Source organism: Streptomyces sp. NBC_00250 (assembly GCF_036192275.1).
Taxonomy (GTDB): domain Bacteria; phylum Actinomycetota; class Actinomycetes; order Streptomycetales; family Streptomycetaceae; genus Streptomyces.
In genome coordinates, this window is record NZ_CP108088.1 from 3,612,827 (window position 1) to 3,634,322 (window position 21,496).

The following is a 21,496-nucleotide window of genomic DNA, read 5'->3' on the forward strand; positions in this document are numbered from 1 at the left end:
CCCCCTACGCCCTTGCGGGCGTGGGGGACCTCGGGCGGGGCTGAGAGTTCAGCCCCGCCCGGCGTTCGAGGGCACGGCCGAAGGCCGTACGGGGGGCTGGGGGCCCGCCCCGTTTCGGGAAGGGGCGGGGTGGGGGAAGGCTCCGCGCAGCGGCAGACCACCCACCCGCACCCACCCCCGCCGACACCCCGAAAGGCACACCGTGACGCAGGACGACCTCATCGCCCGGGCCCAGGCATGGCTCGCCGAGGACCCCGACAGTGAGACCCGGGAGGAGCTCGCCGCGCTCCTCGACCGCGGCGCGAGCGACGAGATCGCCGCCCGATTCGCCGGCACGCTGCAGTTCGGCACCGCCGGGCTCCGCGGTGAGCTGGGCGCCGGGCCCATGCGGATGAACCGTTCGGTCGTCATCCGCGCCGCCGCCGGCCTCGCCGCGTACCTCAAGGCGCAGGAGCCCTCCGGGAGCGAAGGAGGGGCCGGGCTCGTCGTCATCGGCTACGACGCCCGCTACAAGTCGGCCGACTTCGCGCGCGACACCGCAGCCGTGATGACCGGCGCGGGCCTGCGCGCCGCGCTCCTCCCCCGCCCGCTGCCGACGCCCGTCCTCGCGTACGCCATAAGGCATCTGGGCGCCGTCGCGGGTGTCGAGGTCACCGCGAGCCACAACCCGCCGCGCGACAACGGCTACAAGGTCTACCTGGGCGACGGCTCGCAGATCGTGCCGCCCGCCGACGCGGAGATCGCCGCCGAGATCGACGCGATCCGCTCGCTGCACGACGTGCCGCGTCCGGAGGCCGGCTGGGAGACCCTCGGTGACGAGGTCCTGGGCGCCTATCTGGAGCGTACGGACGCCGTCCTGACCCCTGGGTCCCCCCGCACCGCGCGGACCGTCTACACGGCCATGCACGGCGTCGGCAAGGACGTCCTGACGGCGGCCTTCGCCCGGGCCGGCTTCCCGCCGCCCGCGCTCGTCGCCGCGCAGGCCGAGCCGGACCCGGCGTTCCCGACGGTCGCGTTCCCGAACCCGGAGGAGCCGGGTGCCATGGACCTCGCCTTCGAGGCGGCCCGGGCCGTGGACCCCGACCTGATCATCGCCAACGACCCGGACGCCGACCGCTGCGCCGTGGCCGTGCCCGACGCGACCGTCGTCGGCGGCTGGCGGATGCTCCGCGGCGACGAGGTGGGCGCGCTGCTCGCCGCGCACCTGGTGCACAAGGGCGCGACGGGCGTGTTCGCCGAGTCGATCGTGTCGTCCTCGCTGCTCGGCCGGATCGCGGAGGCCGCGGGCGTCGGCTACGAGGAGACGCTGACCGGCTTCAAGTGGATCGCCCGCGTCGAGGGCCTGCGGTACGGCTACGAGGAGGCGCTCGGCTATTGCGTCGACCCGGAGGGCGTCCGCGACAAGGACGGCATCACGGCGGCGCTGCTCGTGACCGAGCTCGCGTCGGTGCTCAAGGAGCAGGGCCGGACGCTGACCGACCTGCTCGACGACCTGGCGGTCGCGCACGGGCTGCACGCCACGGACCAGCTGTCGGTGCGGGTCGAGGACCTGAGCATCATCGCGAACGCCATGACGGCGCTGCGCGAGCGGCCGCCGGTCTCGCTCGCCGGTCTGACGGTCGTGTCGGCGGAGGACCTGACGAAGGGCACGGAGTCGCTGCCCCCGACGGACGGGCTGCGGTACCACCTGGAGGGCGACTACAAGGCCCGGGTGATCGTCCGCCCGAGCGGCACCGAGCCGAAGCTCAAGTGCTACCTAGAGGTCGTGGTGCCGGTCGCCGCGGCGGTCGACCTCGCCCCGGCGCGGGCGACGGCCGACGAGGTGCTGGTGGCGATCAAGCGGGACCTGTCGGCGGCGGCGGGTCTCTGACCCTCGCACAGCCACGAAGGGCCGGTACGGGGACTCCGTACCGGCCCTTCGGCCGTCCGGGTGAAACCCGCACGGCACATGACGTCTCTCGGCTCCCGCACGCCGGGGGCGCACGCCGGAGATCGGTCTCAGCCGAAGCGGCCGTTGACGTAGTCGGAGGTGCGCGGATCGGTCGGGGAGTTGAACACCGTCTCCGTGGGCCCCTGCTCGACGATCACTCCGGGGGTGCCCTGTTCGGCGAGGAAGAAGGCGCAGGAGTCGGAGACGCGGGCCGCCTGCTGCATGTTGTGGGTGACGATGACGACGGTGACCTCCGACTTCAGCTCGGCGATGGTCTCCTCGACGCGCCGAGTGGAGGTCGGGTCGAGCGCCGAGCAGGGTTCGTCCATGAGCAGGACCCGGGGGCGGACGGCGAGCGAGCGGGCGATGCAGAGGCGCTGCTGCTGGCCGCCGGAGAGCGCCCCGCCGGGCTGCCGCAGCCGGTCCCTGACCTCGTTCCAGAGGCCGGCCCGGGTCAGGCACTCCTCGACGAGGTCGTCCTTGGCCTCCTTGCCGGCCCGGATGCCGCCGAGCTTCAGGCCGGCGAGGACGTTCTCGTACAGGGACATCGCGGGGAACGGGTTGGGCTTCTGGAAGACCATGCCGATCTCGCGGCGGGCGTGGGTGATGCGGCGGCCCCGGTCGTAGATGTCGGCGCCGTCGAGGAGGACCCGGCCGGCGAGCGAGGCGGTGCCGGTGAGTTCGTGCATCCGGTTGAGGATGCGCAGGAAGGTCGACTTGCCGCAGCCGGAGGGGCCGATGAGGGCGGTGACCTCACGGGCGGGCATGGCGAGCGAGACCCGGTCGAGGACCTTGCGGTCGCCGAACCAGGCGGAGACGGAGTCGGCTTCGAGGTCGGCGGCACGGGACGGGGCCGCCGTGCCGCCGACCGGCACGAGCGGCGGGACGGGCGGCAGGGTGACGGTGTCGGCGAGATCGGTCACGGTGTGAACTCCACAGCGGTCAGAGGAGGTTGGGGAGGAGCCGGGTCAGTTCGCCGGAGACGAGGACGCCGAGGGCGAGGAGGACCGGGACGGCGGTGACCCAGGTCTGGCGGTTTCCCCAGCGGCGGCGGGCGAGGACGGTGAGCAGGGCGGCGAGGAGCAGCGCCTGGGCGCCGAGGAAGATCCCGGGCCAGGCGTCGGGGTCGCCCGCGAGGGGCTTCTCGGCGGCCGTGATCCAGCCGGGGCGCAGCGGCCGGGGCGGGCTGGGCCGGGCTGCGCCGAGGAGCCTGGCGTCGATGCGGACGATGTCCTCGGGGGTGTACGCGCCACCGCTCGCGGTCATCAGGGTGAGCCGTCCCTCGCCGGAGGCGAGGGCCGCGGGGTTGGGGTCACCGGGGTGCCGGACGCCCGTCACCTCGTACACCGCCTCGCCCTGACCGGTCGCCACCTCGACGCGGGCGCCGTTCGGGAGGCGGTGCACGTCGTTGAAGGGGCTGCCGTAGCCCCACTTGCGGCCCATGATCACGCTGGCCCCGGCCTGGCCGGGCAGGGCGGTGTCCCGGCGGTGCCCGGGCCCGGACATGAGGACCTCGGAGGTGGTGCCCTCGGCGACGACCTCGCGGAGTCCGAGCGCGGGGATGCGGAGCAGGGCGACGGGGGCGCCGGGTTCGAGCGGCTTGCCGTCGTAGGTGAGCTGCCCCACCGGGGCGGTGCCGAGGGCGAGTTGCTCGCGCAGTTCGTCGTAGGCGGTGGACTGCTCGCGGGCGTGCTGGAGGTGTCCGACGACGGTGAGGTTGGCGGCGAAGCCGATGAGCAGCGCGGCGAGGACGGACAGCGCCGCCCCGGCCAGGGCGAGCCCGGCGCGGGGGGCGGTGGGGGGCGGTGCGGTGGTCACGGGCGGGCGCCCGCCTTGCGGCGGCGGGTCTGGATCACGGCCGCCGCGCCGAGGAGGCAGAGTGCGAGGGAGCCGAGCGCGGCGGAGGCGGCGGTGGAACCGGTGGCGGCGAGGCTGCCGTTGCCGCCGTCGGTGCCGGTGCCTCCGGAGCCGCCGCTGGTGCCGCTTCCGCCGGAGTCGCCGGAACCGCCCTGCGCATCGCTGCCGCCGGAGCCGCCCGAGGTGCCCGAGTCGCCGCCGGAGCTGCCGCCCGAGGTGCCGGAGTCGCCGGTCGCGGTCGGCGACGGCGTGTCGGTGCCGGTCGGACCCGGGGTGTCGCTCGGCGTGTCGCTGGGGGTGTCCGTCGGCGTGGGCGTGTCGGTGGGGTCGTCCGTCGGGGTCGGCGTGCCGGTGCCGGTGCCCGTCGGGGTGGGGGTGGTGCCGGTGGGGGTCGGGGTGGTGCCGGTGGGGGTGGGGGTGGGTTCGGCCACGTACAGCGAATAGACGAACGAGGCGGGGGTGTAGGCCTCGGGGTCGGTGGGGGTGAACGTGACGACCACCGGCAGGCCGTCGTTGTTGACGGCGGACTCCGTGACGGTGACCTGGGCCTTCCCTCCGACGACGTCGACGGTGCCGATGTCGACGAGTTCGTCGTTCACGAACTTCTGGAAGCTCACCGATCCGGCGGCCTCCTTGGGCTGGAAGGTCGCGATGATCTCGGCCGGTGCGCCGACGACGGCGACGGCGGGGTCGGAGACGACCTCCAGCAGGGTCGCCTTCTGCGCGATCGGGGCCCAGGTGTCACCGGTGACCTGGATCATCGTGGAGAAGTAGTCCTCCGACTCGGCTCCGATGCCGGTCCGGCAGTAGAGGCGAAGCTCGTAGCGGCCGTCCAGGGGCCCTTCGGGGATGAAGTTCCGGAGGCCCTCCTGGAGCGAGGTGTGAGTGGCCTCGACGTCGACGGGCCGGGTGAAGGGCCCCGCGCTCAGGGGGTCCCCGGGGACGGTGCCGGCTATCGCGTGGAAGGTGCCGAGGACGGGTTCGACCACTCCGAGCCGGGCCTTGAGGTAGGGCTTGGCGGGGTCGGCCGGTGCCGGGCAGGCGGCGGTGGTGGTGACCCCGGTGGCGAAGGGCCGGGCGGTGACGGAGCCCGAACCGCCCTGGAGCGTGAAACTCCCGTGGACGGTGGCGGCCTTGGCGGGGACGGCCAGGGCCAGGGCGGCGGCGAGGGCGCCGCAGAGGAGGGCGAGTGCCGTCAGGAGGGCGACGGGTGATCTGAGTGGTGCGGGGCGGTTCATGCGGGTCCCCCAGGAGTCGGATGCGGGAGCGGGTGGGCCGGTGGTGGCGGGATCGGGCGGCGTGGTGTGCCCGCCCGGAGGTCGGGCAATCGGGCGGGCAGTCAGTCGGGCGGTCGGGCGGTCGGGCGGTCGGGAAGCGATACGGGGAGCGGATGCACCACGGATACGCCGGGGGGCCGGGCACCCGAAGGTGCCCGGCCGGTGTGCGGTCAGGAAGCGGTGGTGATCAGCGCTCGCCCTTGACGGTGGTGGCGCCGCAGGCGGTGCCGAGGGCGCCGAAGCCGTAGTTGGTGATGGTCGTGGTGGCGGCGCAGACCTTGGAGGTCGAGCCGACGAACGTGGAGGAGATCGTGGCGTTGGTCAGCTTCGGGGTCGGGACCACGTTGTAGACGTCACGCAGGAAGGGGAACGCCGTGTTCAGGGTCTTGTCGGCGTTGCGGGGCGCGACGGTGCCGACGGAGCCGAGGACGGCCGCGCCGCGGCGGTTCGCGACGACGCCCTTCTCCTGCGCCGTGTACTGGGCGACGGAGTACGGGGCGATGTCACCGGCGGTGTCGAGGACGGTGCCGTCGTTCTCCTGGACGCCCTGCTGGACGCAGGAGCCCGGGGCGGTCACGCCGATGGAGGAGAGGAAGAACTGACGCGTGCCGGAGTTGGCCTGCGGCAGGATCGGGGTGAGCGCCACGCCGTTGAGGGCCGTGAGGTTGCACTCGTAGATGTCCTTGAGCTGCGTCGCCGTCAGGTCGGAGGGCAGCGTGCTGTCGGAGCGCTTCACCCAGGACACCGCGTCCTTGGCGAAGGGGATCCAGGTGAGGTCCGTGGTGCTGGTGTCGGCCGGGCCGCGCGAGGAGCGGGCGAAGTCGAGGCAGCCGGAGTTGGTGTCCACGGCGTTGCGCAGCGCGTCGATGCCGGCGGAGGAGCCGTTCGGGCGGTTGATCACACAGCCGGCCGACTTGGTCTTGATGGTGGCCGTGCCGGTGGCGTCCCAGGACGCGATGATCTTCTGACCGATGGCGTTGACGACGACGTTGCCGAGGCCGTTCATGACGTCCTGGGTCGTGTCCGAGCCGGTGCCGGCGAGGGTGCGGTACTGGGTGATCGGGTTGGGGTCGGCCTGCGCGGCGGGGGCGAGGGCGACACCGAGACCGAGGGCGGCCACACCGAGGGCGGCACCGATACGAGCGCGGGACTTGACGTTCACTTCTGATCTCCTCCGTGGAAACGGATGTCATGGAATGGACGCACAAGCAAAATCCGGATTCTTCAACCGGCCGGTCCGTCGACCGGCCGGGAACAACAATTCCTCACCGGTGGCACGGGCGGCCACCACGGTCAGCCGCTCTTCAGGTTACGAATTCCTGTCCTAGGTGAATCCGAGGGAATTCGACGGCGGCCGGCGGCGGCCAGGACCGCGGGTCCCGCGATACCGGCGACGCCGCCGACGACCAGGACCGCGAGAAGGACCCAGCGAATGACGCCGAGCACCTGGGAGGGCGTGCTGCCGGTGTCGGCGAGCCGCTCCCCCGGTGCGCCCCCGGAGCCGTTCCCGCCCGCGCCGGAGGCCGGCGGCGGCGCGGCGGAGGACGGCGACCCGGCGGCCGCGCCCGTGTCCGTACCGCCGCCGGTGGACCCGCTCGCGGACCCGCTGCCGGAACCGGAAGCCGAGCCCGAGCCCGAGCCGCCGGAGCCTGTGCCCGTGGAGCCCGTCGTGCCGTTCGTTCCCTGGCCGCCGCCGGAGTTCGGGCCTCCGGTCGCGCCGCCGTCACCGCCGGCCGTGCCGCCGGTGGTGGCGCCCGGTCCGGTCGGCGTGCCGCGCTCCAGGCGGTCGGCCGCCGCGGCGGCCTGGGCCTTCAGCTTCGCGGGCATCGGGGCGTAGCCGAGGGGCAGTTCACCGGGGGCGGTGCCCTGCTTCTGCCCGGGTCCGGCCGCGTACCGCAGCACGCGCGCGTAGTCCTTGCGGGCGTCCGCCGGAAGGCCGGTGGAGGCGGCGGCGTAGGTCACCACCGTCAACGGGTAGGCGTCCTTCGTCGCGCGAGCCGGGTCGGGGACGAGGACCCCCGGGACGGAGGAGTCCTTGAACTGTTCGACCGCCTTGAGCATGGCCCGGGTGGTGGGCCGGACGTAGGTGCCGTCGGCGTTCGCCAGGGCCGCGGTCTGGAGCTGATAGCGGGTTGCCGAGGAGGAGTCGATGATGCCGTAGGCGCGTCGGCTGCCCGGCAGGACCAGGGGGCCGGTGAGCTTGAGTCCCCCCGTGGCGGTGTCCTCGGCGACCTCGTACTTGGTGTTGTTGGTGCCCCTCCGTGTCGACCGGGCGGCGTCGTGGAAGTCGCCGGCGTACGGCGAGCGGTCGATCACCCCGTACCTGATGGACTTCCCCGACAGCAGGAGTTCCGTCTCCGTGGGATCTGCCTTCGGGAACTCGTAGAGACTGGACGTGCTGATTCCCAGACTCTTGTAGTGGGGGTTCATCTTCATTCCCCACGGGTCCGGCTTCCCGTCGAGGAAGGAACGCGCGTCGGCGTTGCTCCGCAGATAGTCCCAGACGACTTTCGCGGTGTCCGCCCGATCGGCGGAAAGGAGAATTCCGCCGGGATAGCTCAGCTCCGCCGGCCGGAACTCCTCGAATTGCGGATTCAGCTTCAGGAACTCCGGGTCCCGGACGATCGAGACCGGATTGCCCTTCAGATGCGCCAGGGGCTCCATGCCCCACGTGTTCACCCGGACGTCGTAGGGGTAGGACAGCGTGAGCAGCTTCGCCAGCAGCCGTGGGTTCAGCCGCAGGTCCTTCACGAGCCCGATCCTGTCGGCCTCCCAGAAGAACCCGACGGTCAGCGCGCTGACGGCCACGGGTGCGTGGACGAAGCCCGCCTTCTCCCCGCCTTCCACGGGCTCGACGGTGAAGCCGAGACCGGGCGAGGTGGAGGTCGGGGCGAGCAGACTCGACCGGGCCAGCTCCTCGCCCCGCTGGGAGAAGGTGAAGCGGGTGGAGCCGCCCGCGCACAGGGCCGCCTGCCAGGAGGTGACGGCTTCCGTGACCAGCTCGGAGCCGGTCATGCGACGCTCGGCCTTGTCCGTGGGGCAGGGGTCGCCGACGGGCAGGAAGTCGAGGGGGAAGGTGATGCGCTGGTTCCAGTTGGTGGTGGAGAGCGGCGAGGACTGCAGACTTCCGTTGTTCGCGGTCCCGTCCGGGTCACGGGAGCCGCGGGGCACCACGACGAGCCAGCACCTTCGGCCTCGGGCGTCCGCACCGGTACCGACCGGATCGCCGCACCCGAGGTGCGGAGCCTCCCGGGTGGACTGCAGGTTGAATCCCACCTCGCCCGTCCCGTCCGGCTGGGTGACGGCGAAGGACTCCTCGTTGGTGTCGTTGTTGCTGAAGTAGGTCCAGTCGGTGGACGTCTTCGTCGGAGGGCCCGAGACCGGGGTGAAGGGCACGAACGGAGAGGTCGTCTGCCCCGGCAGACCCGGAGCCGGAATCGGCTCGTCGTACTCCGTCTCCCGCGGGTCCGTGCCGACGGCGATCACCCGCTGCAGGACGAACTGCCCGAAGTCGAGAGCGGCGGGCGCGGCGCCGAACTGGCACTGCTCCCGCTTTGGTCCCGCCGGGTCGTCCCCCCAGCACTGCATGATCTGGAGGAAGTCGGTCTTCTTGCTGTACGTCTGCTTCCCGCCCTTCCACGTGACGCGCACTCCCTGTCCGCGGAGGTTCTTCGTCTGGTGGACGGTCACCTCCAGCTTCGAGAAGTCGTCGTGGGGCCCCTTGGTCCCTCGTTTCGTCAGCGCCGAGCTCTGCGACGGGTCGGTCGCCGCCACCGCCGGACTGTCCTGCGGCAGCGGAACGAGGGCGAGCAGAACGGCGGCGAGCAGCGCCCCGAGTCCGGCCCTTCTGGTGAGCGTCGGTTTCACCGTCCCCCTCCCTGGCGTTCGGCGCGGGCCGCGAGGGCGCGGCCGACGAGTGGCGGGGCGATGACGGTGGCGAGGAGCAGGAAGGCGGAGAGGGCCATGAGGATCCCGCGCAGGCCGCCGCCCGTGTCGGCGGCGAGGGTGACCGGGGTGCCGACGATCTGGTTGCCGCCGGAGTCCTGGCCGGTGCCGGTGCCTCCGCCCGTACCGCCGCCGTCCCCGGCGAGGATCTCGCCGGTGTCGGGGTCGACGGCTCCGCCGCCCGTGGCGCCGCCGGAGGCGGATCCGCCTCCGGAGCCCGTGCCGCCGCCCGTACCGCCGGTCGCGGAACCCCCGGTGCCGGAGCCGGTGCCGGAGCCGGTGGCGCCGCCGGTGCCACCACTGGCCGAACCGCCGTTGCCGCCCGAGCCGTTGGATCCGTTGGTGCCGGATCCGCCGGAGCCGCCGTTCGAGGAGCCGGAGCCGTTCCCGGTTCCGTTCCCGCCGGTCGAGCCGCCCGTGGCGGAGCCGCCGCCGGTCGAACCGCCGTTGTTCACCTGCGTGTTCGTGCCCTTGGCGCCGCCCGTGCCGTCACCGCACTGCGTCGGACCGCGCTTGTCGCAGGGCTTCGGCCGCGGGGCGTTCTTGGCGAGGGTGTTCGTGCCGTCGGCCGAGAACGTGGGGTTGCGGCAGTCGGACAGGTCGACCGCGCCGGTCGGCGCGCCGGGTACCCGGCGGACCTGGTCGAAGCCGGCCTGGACGAGGTTCCTCGGGAGCGGCGAGTAGCCGAGTTCCTCGGCCTGCTGCTGGCCCTCGCAGAGGAAGTAGCGGGCGAAGGTACCGAGCGAGCGGCCCTTCTCGGTGGTGTGCGGGGCGGTGTCCGAGGTGGGGACGACCATGTAGCTGTAGCTGGAGAGCGGGTAGCTGCGCTGGTCCCCGGAGCGGTAGACGTCGTCGAGGATCTGGGTCAGGTAGTTCGTCGAGTTCCGGTCGGAGTTGATCCGGGCCTTGAGCAGGGCGACGGCGACGGCCTGGGCGGTCGGCTCGACGTAGTAGCCGGAGGAGTTGAGCACCTTGACGACCGGGAAGTGGGCGTTGATCGCGTACGAGTACTCGACGTAGGTGATGGCGCCCTCGCCCTGCGGCTGGCGGACGTGCGCGGAGACCCCGAGCGAGCCGGACTTGGCGACGGTGGTGGTGCCGGGCACGACGGGGAAGTACGAGGTCATTCCGCAGGGGGTGGAACGGCCGGCGCGCCGGCAGTAGTCGTCCCAGACGGAGCCGTTCTCCTTGGCGAGCCAGGTGGTGAACTGGGCGGTCGTGCCGGAGCCGTCGGAGCGCACGACGGGGACGATGCGGCGGGCGGGGAGGGTGAGGCCGGGGTTGTCGGCCTTGATCTCGGGCGCGTTCCACATGGTCAGCCGGCCGGTGAAGATCTTCGCGAGGACGGGGCCGGAGAGCCGCAGGTTGGTGACCTGGCGGCCGCCGATCCGCAGGTTGTACATGAAGGCGGTGCCACCGGCGACGATCGGCATGTACGCGTAGCCGCGGCGCGGCGGTACGTCGGTGGCGCCGCCGTCGTTGAGGCCGTACGGGATCTCGGAGACGGCGAAGTCGACGGTGCCGTTCTTGAACTGCTCGCGGCCCTGCGAGGAGCCGTTGGCGTTGAAGTTGACCGTGAGGCCGACGTTGGCGCCGATGTTGCGGCGCCACTGCTCGACGGCGTTGGAGCTCCAGGTGGAGCCGGAGCCGGTGATCTTGGTGTACCCGGCGGCCTGCGCGGCCGGCGGATGGACGAGCAGGGCGAGCACCGCGCACAGGGCGGCGGCGAGCCCCAGGGCGGTGCGGGCGAGCGGGGCGGCGGATCTCACGGCGTACTCCTCGGAGGTACGGATCGGTCGGCGGGCGCGGCGGCGGACCCTGCCGGGCCGGGGGTGGGCGCGGCGGTCGCGGAGGCGGCCGGGGACGGGACGTTCCCGGCCCCGGGGCCGGGAGCCCCCCGAGGGGTGGAGACCCACCGGGCCGCGTCCTGCCGGGAGGCGAGGGCGCGCCGCCGCTCCTGGCGCTTCGTCAGCTGCCCCGGTCCGCGCCCGCCCGCGATCCGCGCGAGGACGAAGAGGAGCAGGACGAGCAGCATGAGGACGGCGGCGGTGCCGAAGCCGCGGGCGATCATGTTCGGTTCGGGCGACTTGACGAGTTCGAAGGTGGCGAGCGGCAGGGAGACCTGCGCGCCGGAGGTCGGCAGGGCGTTCAGCTCGGCGGTGAACCCGGCGGTCAGCAGCACGGGCGAGGTCTCCCCCACCCCGCGCGCGGTGCCGAGGATCACGGCCGTGGTCAGCCCCGAGCGGGCGGTCGGCAGGACGACGTGCCAGACCGTGCGCCAGCGGGAGGACCCCATGGCGTACGAGGCCTCCCGCAGCGTGCCGGGGACGAGCCGGATGACGACGTCGGAGGCGCGGATGATGATCGGGAGCATCATCACGGAGAGGGCGAGCGAGGCGGCGAGCCCGGAGCGCTCGGTGCCCAGGGCCAGGATGACGGTCGCGTAGATGAAGAGTCCCGCGACGATCGAGGGCAGCGCGGTCATGGCCTCGACGACGGTGCGGACCAGGCGGGCGAAGGGTCCGGGCACCTCGTTGAGGAAGACGGCGCAGACGATGCCGGTGGGCACGGTGAGCGCGAGCGCGATGCCGACCTGTTCGAGGGTGCCGACGACGGCGTGCAGGATGCCGCCGACGTCGAGCGGTTCGAGGGGGCCCGCCAGGCTCATGTCCTCGGTGAAGAAGTTGAGGTGGACGAGGGCCGCGCGGCCCTCCCAGAGCGTGAAGGCGACGACGAAGACGAGGACGGCGAGGAGCAGCAGCCCGAAGCTGCGGACGACGACGCCGGCGATCCGGTCCCGTACGGCGGGCCCGTCCTCGTCGAAGGAGACGAGCAGCGCGTAGAGCCCGAGGAAGAGGACGTACGCGACGATCACGAAGCCGACGGCGCCGCTGAAGGGCAGCAGGCGGGCGAAGAGGAGCCAGGTGAGGGCGATCGAGGCCGCGGCGGCGCCGAGCAGCGCGTACACGTCGGAGGCGCGCGTGGTGCCGGTGGTGCGGCGGCGTTCGGGTCCGGGGGGCTGCGGGGCCCGCTCGGCGGGCGGTCGCAGCTTCGGCCGCTCCGGGGCGATGGTCATCGGGTTCGGGTCCCCCTTGAGGAGCGCACGGGCTAGGCGTCGCTCGTGGCGCCGGAGCGGCTGCGGGCGACGATGGACGAGGCGGCGAAGTTGACGATCAGGGTCATGACGAAGAGGGCGAAGCCGGCCGCCATCAGGGCGGACATGCCGAAGGGCGTGGCCTCGCCGTAGCGCAGGGCGATGAGGGAGGACACCGAGCTGGTGCCGGTCTGCAGGACGTGCCACTGGATGGTGAAGACCTGCGAGATGACCATGTAGACGGCGATGGTCTCGCCGAGGGCGCGGCCGAGGCCGAGCATGGTGCCGCCGATCATGCCGCCCTTGCCGAAGGGGAGGACGACGCTGCGGATCATGCCCCAGCGGGTGGCGCCGAGCGCGTACGCGCCCTCGCGTTCGCCGGCGGGGGCCTGGGAGAAGACCTCGCGCATGATCGAGCAGATGATCGGCGCGACCATCATGGCGACGACGAGACCGGCGACGAAGGTGGACGAGGTGTAGACGGTGGGCGGGGCCAGCGGATCGTCGGGGTCGGCGCCGTCGACGCGCAGGAACGGGATCCAGCCGAGGTACGTGGCGATCCAGCGGGCGATGGGGAGGATCGACTCCTCCAGCCAGAAGACGCCCCACAGTCCGTAGACGACCGAGGGCACGGCGGCCATCAGGTCGACGGTGGAGATGAGGGTGCGGCGCAGCCGGGGCGGGGCGTACTCGGCGATGTAGAGCGCCGCCCCGGTGGCCAGCGGCACGGCCACGACGATCGCGACGAGGGCGATGAGGACGGTGCCGAGGAGGACGGCCGCGATCCCGAAGCGTCCGGAGTCGGGCTCCCAGCTCTCGGTGGTGAGGAAGGAGAATCCGGCGCGGTCGAGGGCCTGCCAGGCGCGCAGGAGCAGGAAGCCGCCGACGAGGAGCATGACCGCGAGGACGATGCCGCCGCCGGTGCGGGCGACGGCACGGAAGACCCGGTCGGGAAGGCCGGGGTCGGCGTGGAGCCGTCGCGGCGTGTCGGGCGGCGGGTCGGCCGGTCTGCCGGGCGGCGGGCCGGGCGGCGGGTCAAGGGTCTCGGTCGTCACGGGAAGGACGTAAGTCCCGCCCGGTGGCCAGGCCCGCCCCGCGACGTGAACGAGGGGCGTGCGCGGGGCAACTTCCGTTCACCGTAAGGCTGTTGAGGCCCATCTCGGCCCCTCGGTGGCGATCAGTGCCCGGAACCGCGCATAGGCGGTGCGACAGGTGGAGTGGCGCTCGTAGGAGCGTCCGGAGAGCGCGGCGGTGCGGCCCTCGGCGTCCCTCAGGAGCCACACCCAGCCGTTGCCCCCGGCGGTGTGCTGCACCCCGCCGGCCATGTCGGCGTACCCGGTGCACAGGGCCGCGAAGGCCGCCCGGCACCCGGCGTGGTCGTCGTAGCAGCCCCCCGACCGCGCGACGACCCTCCCGTTCTGTGCGACGAGTCGCCATCCGTAGCGTCCGTCGGCCCCCATGTCGACCAGACAACGCGTCCCGGACACACCGGTGTCCTTGGTCATCGCCCCCACCCCCACAGTCTCGGCAAGCGCAATCTATTGAGACGGGGGTGACAGTTGGGCGCTAAACCATTTGCGGGTTGCACGCTTCACCAGGAGGTTGCCCCTAGGACACCGGCACCGGGGACGACCCGCCGGGAACGCGCCGGCGTGACGCGAAGAGGCACGGGGCGCGAAGAGGCGTGTGACGCGAAGAGGCCCGTGGCGCAGGGGGCTCGTGACGTGCCGAGGGGGTGTCCTGCCTGATCGGCAAGACACCCCCTCGTCCTGTCGGGTCAGCCCGTCGCCAGCAGGATCACCACGAGCAGCAGCCCGGCGACCGCGGGGCCGACGATCTCGTACGCCCAGCGCACCCGCGCCTCGCCCTGCGCACCCGGGGTCCCGGCGCGGCGCTCGGCCAGCTCGCGCAGGTCGGCGACCGTCTGGTCGGTGGGCGCGGTCCGGGAGGCACTGTCCCGGACGTTGGCGCTCACCGAGGTACGGCCGTGCGGGTCGTCCTGGGAGGCGCGGGCGGCCTTACGGGAGGCCTTCTTGCGCTGGCGCAGCGAGACGGGGATGGCCCACAGCTGGTACTTGGCGCCGTCCTGGGTGAAGACCTCGCTGGAGTAGCCGGCACGTACGTCGGCGACCGTCGCCCAGGGCAGCGTGATCGACCGGAACGGGTTGCGGATCCGGAGCCGGTCGTCGTTGGCGTACACGGCGGGCCGGATCGTGAACGCGACGATCAGCGGCACGGCGAGGACGAGACCCGCGAGCGCGAGCCAGGGCGACCGGCCCTCGCCGCGGAACATCACGTCACCGGCGAACAGGGCCGCGAGGATCAACAGGAACACCCCGCTCGCGATCCCGAGCGGCGACCGGAAGACACGGTCGGGGGACTGCGGCCCCGCGGACTTCTGCCCTGCGGACGGCTGCTCGGGGGTCGACTCGCGGCTCGGCTCGTGGCTGGGCTCGGGGGTCGGCTCGGGGGTCGTCATGGGCCGATTCTGCCTCAGCCGGGCACTGGGGGCTCAGGCGGCCCGCGTGGCCACGAGATCCGCGTACAGAATGATGTTGTCGGGGCGGTGGCCGTCGACCAGCTCGCCGCCGCAGGTGATGAGGCGCAGCTCGGGGCGCTTCGTGTCGCCGTACACCTTGGCCGTCGGGAAGGTGTCCTTGTCGACCTGCTCCAGTTCCCTGACCCGGAAGACCGCGGTGGTGCCGTCGGCCCGGGTCACGGTGATCTCGTCGCCGACCCGGACCTTGGAGACGTTCTTCAGTACGGCGGGGCCGCGGGCGGTGTCGAAGTGCCCGATGAGGACGGCGGGGCCGGTCTGCCCGGGCGTGACGCCCTTGTCGTACCAGCCGATGCGGTCGGCGTCCGCGACCGAGGGCACCTCGACGGTGCCGTCGGCGGCGAGCCCGAGCCCCAGGACGGGCCCGGTGGGCCCGGTGTCGACCCCGGCGGCGGGGACCTGGACGCGGACGGGCAGGGAGCGGGCGAGCGGCTTCACGGGCGCCGCGGTGGGTGCGGGGGCGGCGGTGGCCCCGGAGATCCGGGCAGGCGGGGTGACGGGCTGCTGCTCGCCCCCCGCGGAGCAGCCGGTGAGCGCGGCGAGGACGGCCAGGCCCGCCAGGAGGAGGACGGGGGCGGTACGGGCGGGGTGACGGCGGCGGTTCACGGGCGGGCTCCGGGCAGAGGGCGGACGGCAGAGGGCAGGCGGCAGGGGGCAGGCGGCAGGGGGCAGGGGCAGGCGGCGGACGGGGTCCGGCCGGTCGCCGCGCGGGACGCGGCGACCGGCCGGGGGTGGGGTGTGCTCCCGCTCGGGTCAAGGGGCGGGGAATGCGGGTGGAGCGAGGTACGGGCAATGCGGGTGATGCGGGTGATGCGGGTGATGCGGGTGATGCGGGTCAGACGCGCGCGGCGGCGGACCGGCGGCGCAGGACGACGAAGCCCAGACCGGCGGCGGCGAACGAGGCCCCGGCACCGGCCGCGAGCAGCGCGGTGTCGTCGCCCGCGGTGCCGAGCTCGGCACCGGCGGCGACGCCGCCCTTCGGGATGACGGAGGTCTGCCCCGCGTGGGTGGTGGTGCCGGTCCCCGTCCCGGTCGCGCCGTTCGCGGTGTCGCCCGGGACCGTCTCCGCGGTGCAGCCCTTCGGCAGCTTCGGGAAGGCGTGCGTGGCGCCCTTGGCGGTGCCGCCCTCGACCTTGGTGTACAGCGACGGCGTGGTGCTGTTCGGGGCGACGATCCGGCCGATGAAGCCGACGCTCTTCGGCAGCGAGGGGTGCGCCCGGTCGACCATCGCGAAGACCCGGTCCTTACCGTTGTCGTCGGCGGCGCTGAACTCGGCCAGCGGGCCCTGCCGGGTCATGAACAGCTCGGCCTTGGTGCCCGCGCCGATGCTGACGGACGTGCTGACCGTGCAGGGGCCGAGCTCGGTGACGACCGGGGTGGACTCGCCCTGGCCGCCGCCGCCCATGCCGTACGGCTGCGGGGCCGCCTGCTTCGACGAGCCGGGGACGTAGGCGGAGAACGAGCCGCCCTGCTCCAGGACGACGACGGCCTTGCCGAAGGAGTAGACCTTGCTGCCGCCGTGGTTGTAGATGTAGCCGCGGCCCTTGTCGGTGGCGGGGTCGATCTCCTGGAGGCCGAAGACACCGTCCTTCCTGCCGAGCTCCACGACGGTGCCGTCGGCGAGCCGGTAGATGCCGGGGACGCCGGGGGCGGTGTTGCCGATCCAGTTGTGGAGGGTGCCGTCCGGGTTCAGGACGAGGAACTCGCCGTTGTCCTGCCCGGCGACGGAGCGGGTGTTCGCCTGGAGGACGCCCACCGGGTGACCCTGGCGGAAGAGCTCGGCGCGGTGGTGCAGGGCATTGACCTTGTAGATCTTGGCGACGGTTCCGGTCATGAGGGTCTCGGTGCGGACGAGGGTGCCCTGCGGGGTGTCGACCGCGGTCGCGGTCACCTCGCCGTCGGAGTTCAGGGTCACCGAGTATCCGGCGAAGACCGCGGTGTCCTTCCCGCCGTAGCCGGCGCCGGCCTTCAGCTCACCGAGCGTCCGGCCGCCCTTGATGACCGTCGCGGTGTAGTACGGGTGCTGGTCGCCCTTGGCGTACACCTTGGCCGACAGCCCACCTGCCAGCTGGACGGTGCGGAGGAGGGTTCCGTTCGCGGCGTCGACGGCGACGGCGGTCACCTTGCCCTCGGAGTCCAGGGTCACCGCGTACCCGACGATGGTCTTGGTGTCCTTCTGGGCGTAGCCGCCGCCCGCCTTCAGCTCACCGAGCACCTGGCCGTCCCGCACGATGGTGGCGGTGTAGTACGGGTGCTGGTCGCCCTTGGCGTACACCTTGGCCGACAGCCCACCCGCCAGCTGGACGGTGCGGACCGGGGCGTCCTCCGCGGCGGCGGGCGCGGCGGCCTTCGGCGCCGGGGTCGCACCGGCAGCGAAAGCGGCACCGGCGGTGAGCGCCGGGGCGGTGATCGCGACGCCCGCGACGAGGGCGGTGGTGATGGCGGTGCGGAGGGCGGTGCGCATAACGACTCCTGTGAAATCAGGCAGGTGGATGAGTGAGTCGCATGCCGCTTTTTCTCAGTCCGTTCGGGGGGTTCGGCGAGGTCTGGCCGGCTGCTGAAGGAAAATCTATTGATCTTGTATTCAGGACTCGTCCGCTCCATGTCACGGGGCCGTGACAGGAGTCACGGCCCCGGTCGGACGACGGTCACCACGCCGACCGCCGCCTGTGACCTCGGGCTCTGCGAAGCCGGTCCCCTGTACAGGTCGCTACGCGCGTAGATATGCTCGACTGGTGACCATGCCCACCACTGCATCCGCAGCATCCGCATTCGCCGACGTGACCGCGTCCGACGGTGCGCTGCGCCGCTTCCTCCACGGGCTGCCCGGCGTCGACGCCGTCGGCCTGGAGGCGCGCGCCGCGTCCCTCGGCACCCGCTCGATCAAGACCACGTCCAAGGCGTACGCCATCGACCTGGCCATTTCCATGATCGACCTGACGACGCTCGAAGGCGCGGACACCCCGGGCAAGGTCCGGGCGCTCGCCGCCAAGGCCGTCCGTCCCGATCCGACCGACCGCACGACCCCGACGACCGCCGCCGTCTGCGTCTATCCCGACATGGTGGCCACCGCCAAGGCCACCCTCGCGGGCTCCGGCGTCAAGGTCGCCTCGGTCGCGACCGCCTTCCCGGCCGGCCGCGCCGCGCTCCCCGTGAAGCTCGCCGACACGGCGGACGCGATCGCCGCGGGCGCCGACGAGATCGACATGGTCATCGACCGTGGCGCTTTCCTCTCCGGTCACTACCTGAAGGTCTTCGAGCAGATCGCCGCGATCAAGGCGGAGTGCGGTGACCGCGCCCGCCTCAAGGTGATCTTCGAGACCGGCGAGCTGTCCACGTACGACAACATCCGCCGTGCCTCCTGGCTCGGCATGATGGCCGGCGCGGACTTCATCAAGACCTCGACCGGCAAGGTCGCGGTCAACGCCACCCCGGCCAACACCCTGCTCATGCTGGAGGCGGTGCGCGACTTCCGCGCGCAGACCGGCGTCCAGATCGGTGTGAAGCCGGCCGGCGGCATCCGCAACACCAAGGAAGCCATCAAGTTCCTGGTTCTCGTCAACGAGACCGTGGGCGAGGACTGGCTGGACAACCACTGGTTCCGCTTCGGCGCTTCCAGCCTGCTCAACGACCTGCTGATGCAGCGCCAGAAGCTGGCGACCGGCCGTTACTCCGGCCCCGATTACGTGACGGTGGACTGATCAACATGGCATCTGCATTCGAGTACGCACCGGCGCCCGAGTCCCGGTCCGTCGTCGACATCGCCCCCAACTACGGCCTGTTCATCGACGGCGAGTTCGTCGAGGCCGCCGACGGCAAGGTCTTCAAGACCGTCTCGCCGTCCTCCGAGGAGGTCCTCTCCGAGATCGCCCAGGCGGGCACCGAGGACGTCGACCGCGCGGTGAAGGCGGCCCGCAAGGCCTTCGAGAAGTGGTCGGCGCTGCCCGGCTCCGAGCGCGCCAAGTACCTCTTCCGCATCGCCCGGATCATCCAGGAGCGCAGCCGTGAGCTGGCCGTCCTGGAGACCCTGGACAACGGCAAGCCGATCAAGGAGACCCGCGACGCGGACCTCCCGCTGGTCGCCGCGCACTTCTTCTACTACGCGGGCTGGGCCGACAAGCTCGACCACGCGGGCTACGGGGCGAACCCGAAGCCGCTGGGCGTGGCCGGTCAGGTCATCCCGTGGAACTTCCCGCTGCTCATGCTGGCGTGGAAGATCGCCCCGGCCCTCGCGACCGGCAACACGGTCGTCCTGAAGCCGGCCGAGACGACCCCCCTGACCGCCCTGTTCTTCGCGGACATCTGCCGCCAGGCCGGGCTGCCGAAGGGCGTCGTCAACATCCTTCCCGGGTACGGGGAGACGGGCGCCGCGCTCGTCGCGCACCCGGACGTGAACAAGGTCGCCTTCACCGGTTCGACCGCCGTCGGCAAGGCCATCGCGCGGTCGATCGCCGGCACCGACAAGAAGGTCACCCTGGAGCTGGGCGGCAAGGGCGCGAACATCGTCTTCGACGACGCCCCCATCGACCAGGCCGTCGAGGGCATCGTCAACGGCATCTTCTTCAACCAGGGCCAGGTCTGCTGCGCGGGCTCGCGCCTCCTCGTCCAGGAGTCGATCCAGGACGAGCTGCTCGACAGCCTGAAGCGCCGCCTCTCGTCGCTGCGTCTCGGCGACCCGCTGGACAAGAACACCGACATCGGCGCCATCAACTCCTCGGAGCAGCTGGCGCGGATCACCTCGCTGGTGGAGCAGGGCGAGGCGGAGGGCGCCGAGCGCTGGACCGCCGCCTGTGACATCCCCGAGGCCGGTTACTGGTTCGCCCCGACGCTCTTCACGAACGTCACGCAGGCGCACACGGTCGCCCGCGACGAGATCTTCGGCCCGGTCCTGTCGGTGCTGACCTTCCGTACGCCCGACGAGGCCGTCGCGAAGGCCAACAACAGCCAGTACGGCCTGTCCGCCGGCATCTGGTCGGAGAAGGGCTCCCGCATCCTGGCGGTCGCCGCCAAGCTCCGCGCCGGCGTCGTCTGGGCCAACACGTTCAACAAGTTCGACCCGACCTCGCCGTTCGGCGGATACAAGGAGTCGGGCTTCGGCCGCGAGGGCGGCCGTCACGGTCTGGAGGCCTACCTCGATGTCTGACGTGACCCGTCTTGGCGTCTTCAAGACCTACAAGCTGTACGTCGGGGGCAAGTTCCCCCGCTCCGAGAGCGGCCGGGTGTACGAGGTGACGGACTCCAAGGGCAAGTGGCTGGCGAACGCCCCCCTGTCCTCCCGCAAGGACGCCCGTGACGCGGTCGTCGCGGCCCGCAAGGCCTTCGGCGGCTGGGCCGGCGCCACCGCGTACAACCGCGGCCAGATCCTCTACCGCGTCGCCGAGATGCTGGAGGGCCGCCGGGACCAGTTCGTCCGGGAGGTCGCCGAGGCGGAGGGCCTGTCCAAGTCGAAGGCGGCCGTCGTCGTCGACGCGGCGATCGACCGCTGGGTCTGGTACGCGGGCTGGACGGACAAGATCGCCCAGGTCGTGGGCGGCGCGAACCCGGTCGCGGGCCCGTACTTCAACCTGTCGAGCCCCGAGCCGACCGGTGTCGTCACCGTCATCGCGCCCCAGGACTCGTCCTTCCTCGGCCTGGTCTCGGTGATCGCCCCGGTGATCGCGACGGGCAACACCGCCGTCGTCGTCGCGAGCGAGAAGTACCCGCTCCCGGCGCTCTCCCTCGGCGAGGTCCTGGCCACCTCCGACCTTCCCGGCGGCGTCGTCAACATCCTCTCCGGCAAGGCCTCGGAGATGGGCCCGCACCTGGCGGCCCACCAGGACGTCAACGCGATCGACCTGACGGGCGCGACCGAGGGCGACCTCGCCCGCGACCTGGAGATCGCGGCGGCGGACAACCTGAAGCGCGTCCTGCGCCCGCGTACCGAGGACTTCGCCGAGTCCCCGGGCACGGACCGCATGACCGCCTTCCTGGAGACGAAGACGGTCTGGCACCCGACGGGTTCGCTGGGCGCGAGCGGCTCCTCGTACTAGTTCGGCGAGAAGGGCCCCCGGGTGATCCCGGGGGCCCTTTCTCATGCGTGCCCGCGCTCGACCATCCCCGCCACCCCGTCGAGGACGCAGTCGAGGCCCGTCTCGAACTGCCACGCCGCGTCGTCCTTGCGGGCCGCGGCCCGGGTGTAGCGCCGGTAGGTCGGGTAGCGCCCGGTCTCCATCAGGTACGACATCTGCGGGGCGAGCCCCCGTCGGGTCTCGTCGGCGCTCTGCCAGCCCTGTTCCTCCATGTACTGGCGCAGCGCGGCCTCCGACTGGGTGGCCCCGTGGACGTACGCGTTGACCGCCCGGAACGTGGCCATCATCGTGTCGACGTCGAGGCCGAGTCCGTCGAGCGAGGCCAGCTGGCGTTCGGCCGCCGCCATCCGGTTCGGCGTGAGGCCGAAGAGCGGCGCCGGCATGTGGGCCAGCCACGGGTGGCGCAGCATCATCTCCCGGGTCCGCAGCGCGTACGCCCTGAGCGTCTCGCGCCAGCCGGACACCTCGGCCACCGGTTCCAGCTCGCCGGACACCCGGTCGATCATGAGTGCCCAGAGCTCGTCCTTGCCGTTGACGTGCCGGTACGCGGCCATCGGTGCGACGCCCAGTTCGGTGGCGACCTTCCGCATGGTGACGGCGGCGAACCCCTCGCGATCCGCGATGCCGATCGCGACCTCGGCGATCCGCCCCGCGCTGAGGGACGCCCGCGGTGCCGCCGCGGGCCGCTCCAGGCGCTCCCACAGCGAGACGTCGGCCGTCTCGTCCTTCTTCGCCACTGGGGCCTCCTTCTCTCGCGTACAGCGTATG

The 21,496-nt window shown here is 72.4% G+C and carries 17 protein-coding genes; 4 read left to right on the top strand and 13 right to left on the bottom strand.

Translation table 11 applies throughout. The features are described 5' to 3' along the window. Window positions 1-202 precede the first annotated feature (202 nt). Window positions 203-1,870, top strand: coding sequence for a phospho-sugar mutase (locus tag OG259_RS16045; RefSeq protein WP_328942900.1), 1,668 nt, complete (start codon window positions 203-205; stop codon window positions 1,868-1,870). A gap of 128 nt (window positions 1,871-1,998) precedes the next feature. On the opposite strand, the gene OG259_RS16050 is transcribed toward OG259_RS16045, so the two are convergent. The 12 genes from OG259_RS16050 to OG259_RS16105 form a co-directional block, all read right to left on the bottom strand. Further along, window positions 1,999-2,805, bottom strand: coding sequence for a phosphate ABC transporter ATP-binding protein (locus OG259_RS16050; RefSeq protein WP_328947098.1), 807 nt, complete (start codon window positions 2,803-2,805; stop codon window positions 1,999-2,001). Window positions 2,806-2,872: 67 nt separating this feature from the next. Continuing rightward, entirely contained in the window at window positions 2,873-3,748 is an 876-nt protein-coding gene (locus OG259_RS16055; protein ID WP_328942901.1) for a sortase, read from the bottom strand. After that, the gene (locus OG259_RS16060) at window positions 3,745-5,025 is read right to left on the bottom strand and encodes a hypothetical protein (RefSeq protein ID WP_328942902.1); all 1,281 of its coding nucleotides are present in this window, start codon (window positions 5,023-5,025) and stop codon (window positions 3,745-3,747) included. Before OG259_RS16060 ends, OG259_RS16055 begins: the two co-directional genes overlap by 4 nt. 226 nt (window positions 5,026-5,251) lie before the next feature. Further along, a complete protein-coding gene (locus OG259_RS16065) occupies window positions 5,252-6,226 on the bottom strand; it encodes a substrate-binding domain-containing protein (protein WP_266895859.1) in 975 nt (324 codons plus the stop codon). 131 nt (window positions 6,227-6,357) lie between these two features. Next, the gene (locus OG259_RS16070; protein WP_328942903.1) at window positions 6,358-8,931 is read right to left on the bottom strand and encodes a hypothetical protein; all 2,574 of its coding nucleotides are present in this window, start codon (window positions 8,929-8,931) and stop codon (window positions 6,358-6,360) included. Continuing rightward, the gene (gene pstS, locus OG259_RS16075; RefSeq protein ID WP_328942904.1) at window positions 8,928-10,778 is read right to left on the bottom strand and encodes a phosphate ABC transporter substrate-binding protein PstS; all 1,851 of its coding nucleotides are present in this window, start codon (window positions 10,776-10,778) and stop codon (window positions 8,928-8,930) included. The genes OG259_RS16070 and pstS overlap by 4 nt, the downstream gene beginning before the upstream one ends. Next, window positions 10,775-12,085, bottom strand: coding sequence for a phosphate ABC transporter permease PstA (pstA, locus tag OG259_RS16080; RefSeq protein ID WP_328942905.1), 1,311 nt, complete (start codon window positions 12,083-12,085; stop codon window positions 10,775-10,777). The genes pstS and pstA overlap by 4 nt, the downstream gene beginning before the upstream one ends. Before the next feature lie 32 nt (window positions 12,086-12,117). Then, on the bottom strand, window positions 12,118-13,158 hold the full coding sequence (gene pstC, locus OG259_RS16085; protein ID WP_328942906.1) for a phosphate ABC transporter permease subunit PstC: 1,041 nt from the start codon (window positions 13,156-13,158) through the stop codon (window positions 12,118-12,120). A gap of 78 nt (window positions 13,159-13,236) precedes the next feature. Further along, window positions 13,237-13,608 (bottom strand): DUF1508 domain-containing protein, encoded by a 372-nt coding sequence (locus tag OG259_RS16090; protein WP_328942907.1) that lies wholly within the window; start codon window positions 13,606-13,608, stop codon window positions 13,237-13,239. Between the two features lie 272 nt (window positions 13,609-13,880). Further along, the gene (locus OG259_RS16095) at window positions 13,881-14,582 is read right to left on the bottom strand and encodes a PH domain-containing protein (protein WP_328942908.1); all 702 of its coding nucleotides are present in this window, start codon (window positions 14,580-14,582) and stop codon (window positions 13,881-13,883) included. Window positions 14,583-14,615: 33 nt separating this feature from the next. Next, on the bottom strand, window positions 14,616-15,266 hold the full coding sequence (locus OG259_RS16100) for a class F sortase (RefSeq protein WP_328942909.1): 651 nt from the start codon (window positions 15,264-15,266) through the stop codon (window positions 14,616-14,618). Window positions 15,267-15,495: 229 nt separating this feature from the next. Beyond that, the gene (locus OG259_RS16105; protein WP_328942910.1) at window positions 15,496-17,124 is read right to left on the bottom strand and encodes a hypothetical protein; all 1,629 of its coding nucleotides are present in this window, start codon (window positions 17,122-17,124) and stop codon (window positions 15,496-15,498) included. 277 nt (window positions 17,125-17,401) lie between these two features. Between OG259_RS16105 and deoC the strand changes: the two genes are divergently transcribed. The 3 genes from deoC to OG259_RS16120 are packed head-to-tail and all read left to right on the top strand — an operon-like array spanning window position 17,402 to window position 20,689. Beyond that, window positions 17,402-18,361, top strand: coding sequence for a deoxyribose-phosphate aldolase (gene deoC / locus OG259_RS16110; protein WP_328942911.1), 960 nt, complete (start codon window positions 17,402-17,404; stop codon window positions 18,359-18,361). Window positions 18,362-18,366: 5 nt separating this feature from the next. Beyond that, complete coding sequence (locus tag OG259_RS16115; RefSeq protein WP_328942912.1) at window positions 18,367-19,803, top strand: aldehyde dehydrogenase family protein; 1,437 nt, start codon at window positions 18,367-18,369, stop codon at window positions 19,801-19,803. Continuing rightward, a complete protein-coding gene (locus OG259_RS16120; protein WP_328942913.1) occupies window positions 19,796-20,689 on the top strand; it encodes an aldehyde dehydrogenase family protein in 894 nt (297 codons plus the stop codon). The genes OG259_RS16115 and OG259_RS16120 overlap by 8 nt, the downstream gene beginning before the upstream one ends. A 41-nt stretch (window positions 20,690-20,730) precedes the next feature. Here the strand turns inward: OG259_RS16120 and OG259_RS16125 are convergent, their stop codons facing one another. Then, window positions 20,731-21,465 (bottom strand): TetR/AcrR family transcriptional regulator, encoded by a 735-nt coding sequence (locus OG259_RS16125; RefSeq protein WP_328942914.1) that lies wholly within the window; start codon window positions 21,463-21,465, stop codon window positions 20,731-20,733. Between the last annotated feature and the right edge of the window lie 31 nt (window positions 21,466-21,496).

Bases quoted from the DNA above. Each gene is read 5' to 3' on its own strand.
- OG259_RS16060 (WP_328942902.1), bottom strand. From the start codon at position 5,025: ATGAACCGCCCCGCACCACTCAGATCACCCGTCGCCCTCCTGACGGCA.
- OG259_RS16115 (WP_328942912.1), top strand. From the start codon at position 18,367: ATGGCATCTGCATTCGAGTACGCACCGGCGCCCGAGTCCCGGTCCGTC.
- OG259_RS16090 (WP_328942907.1), bottom strand. From the start codon at position 13,608: ATGACCAAGGACACCGGTGTGTCCGGGACGCGTTGTCTGGTCGACATG.
- deoC (WP_328942911.1), top strand. From the start codon at position 17,402: ATGCCCACCACTGCATCCGCAGCATCCGCATTCGCCGACGTGACCGCG.
- OG259_RS16095 (WP_328942908.1), bottom strand. From the start codon at position 14,582: ATGACGACCCCCGAGCCGACCCCCGAGCCCAGCCACGAGCCGAGCCGC.
- pstA (WP_328942905.1), bottom strand. From the start codon at position 12,085: ATGACCATCGCCCCGGAGCGGCCGAAGCTGCGACCGCCCGCCGAGCGG.
- OG259_RS16120 (WP_328942913.1), top strand. From the start codon at position 19,796: ATGTCTGACGTGACCCGTCTTGGCGTCTTCAAGACCTACAAGCTGTAC.
- OG259_RS16105 (WP_328942910.1), bottom strand. From the start codon at position 17,124: ATGCGCACCGCCCTCCGCACCGCCATCACCACCGCCCTCGTCGCGGGC.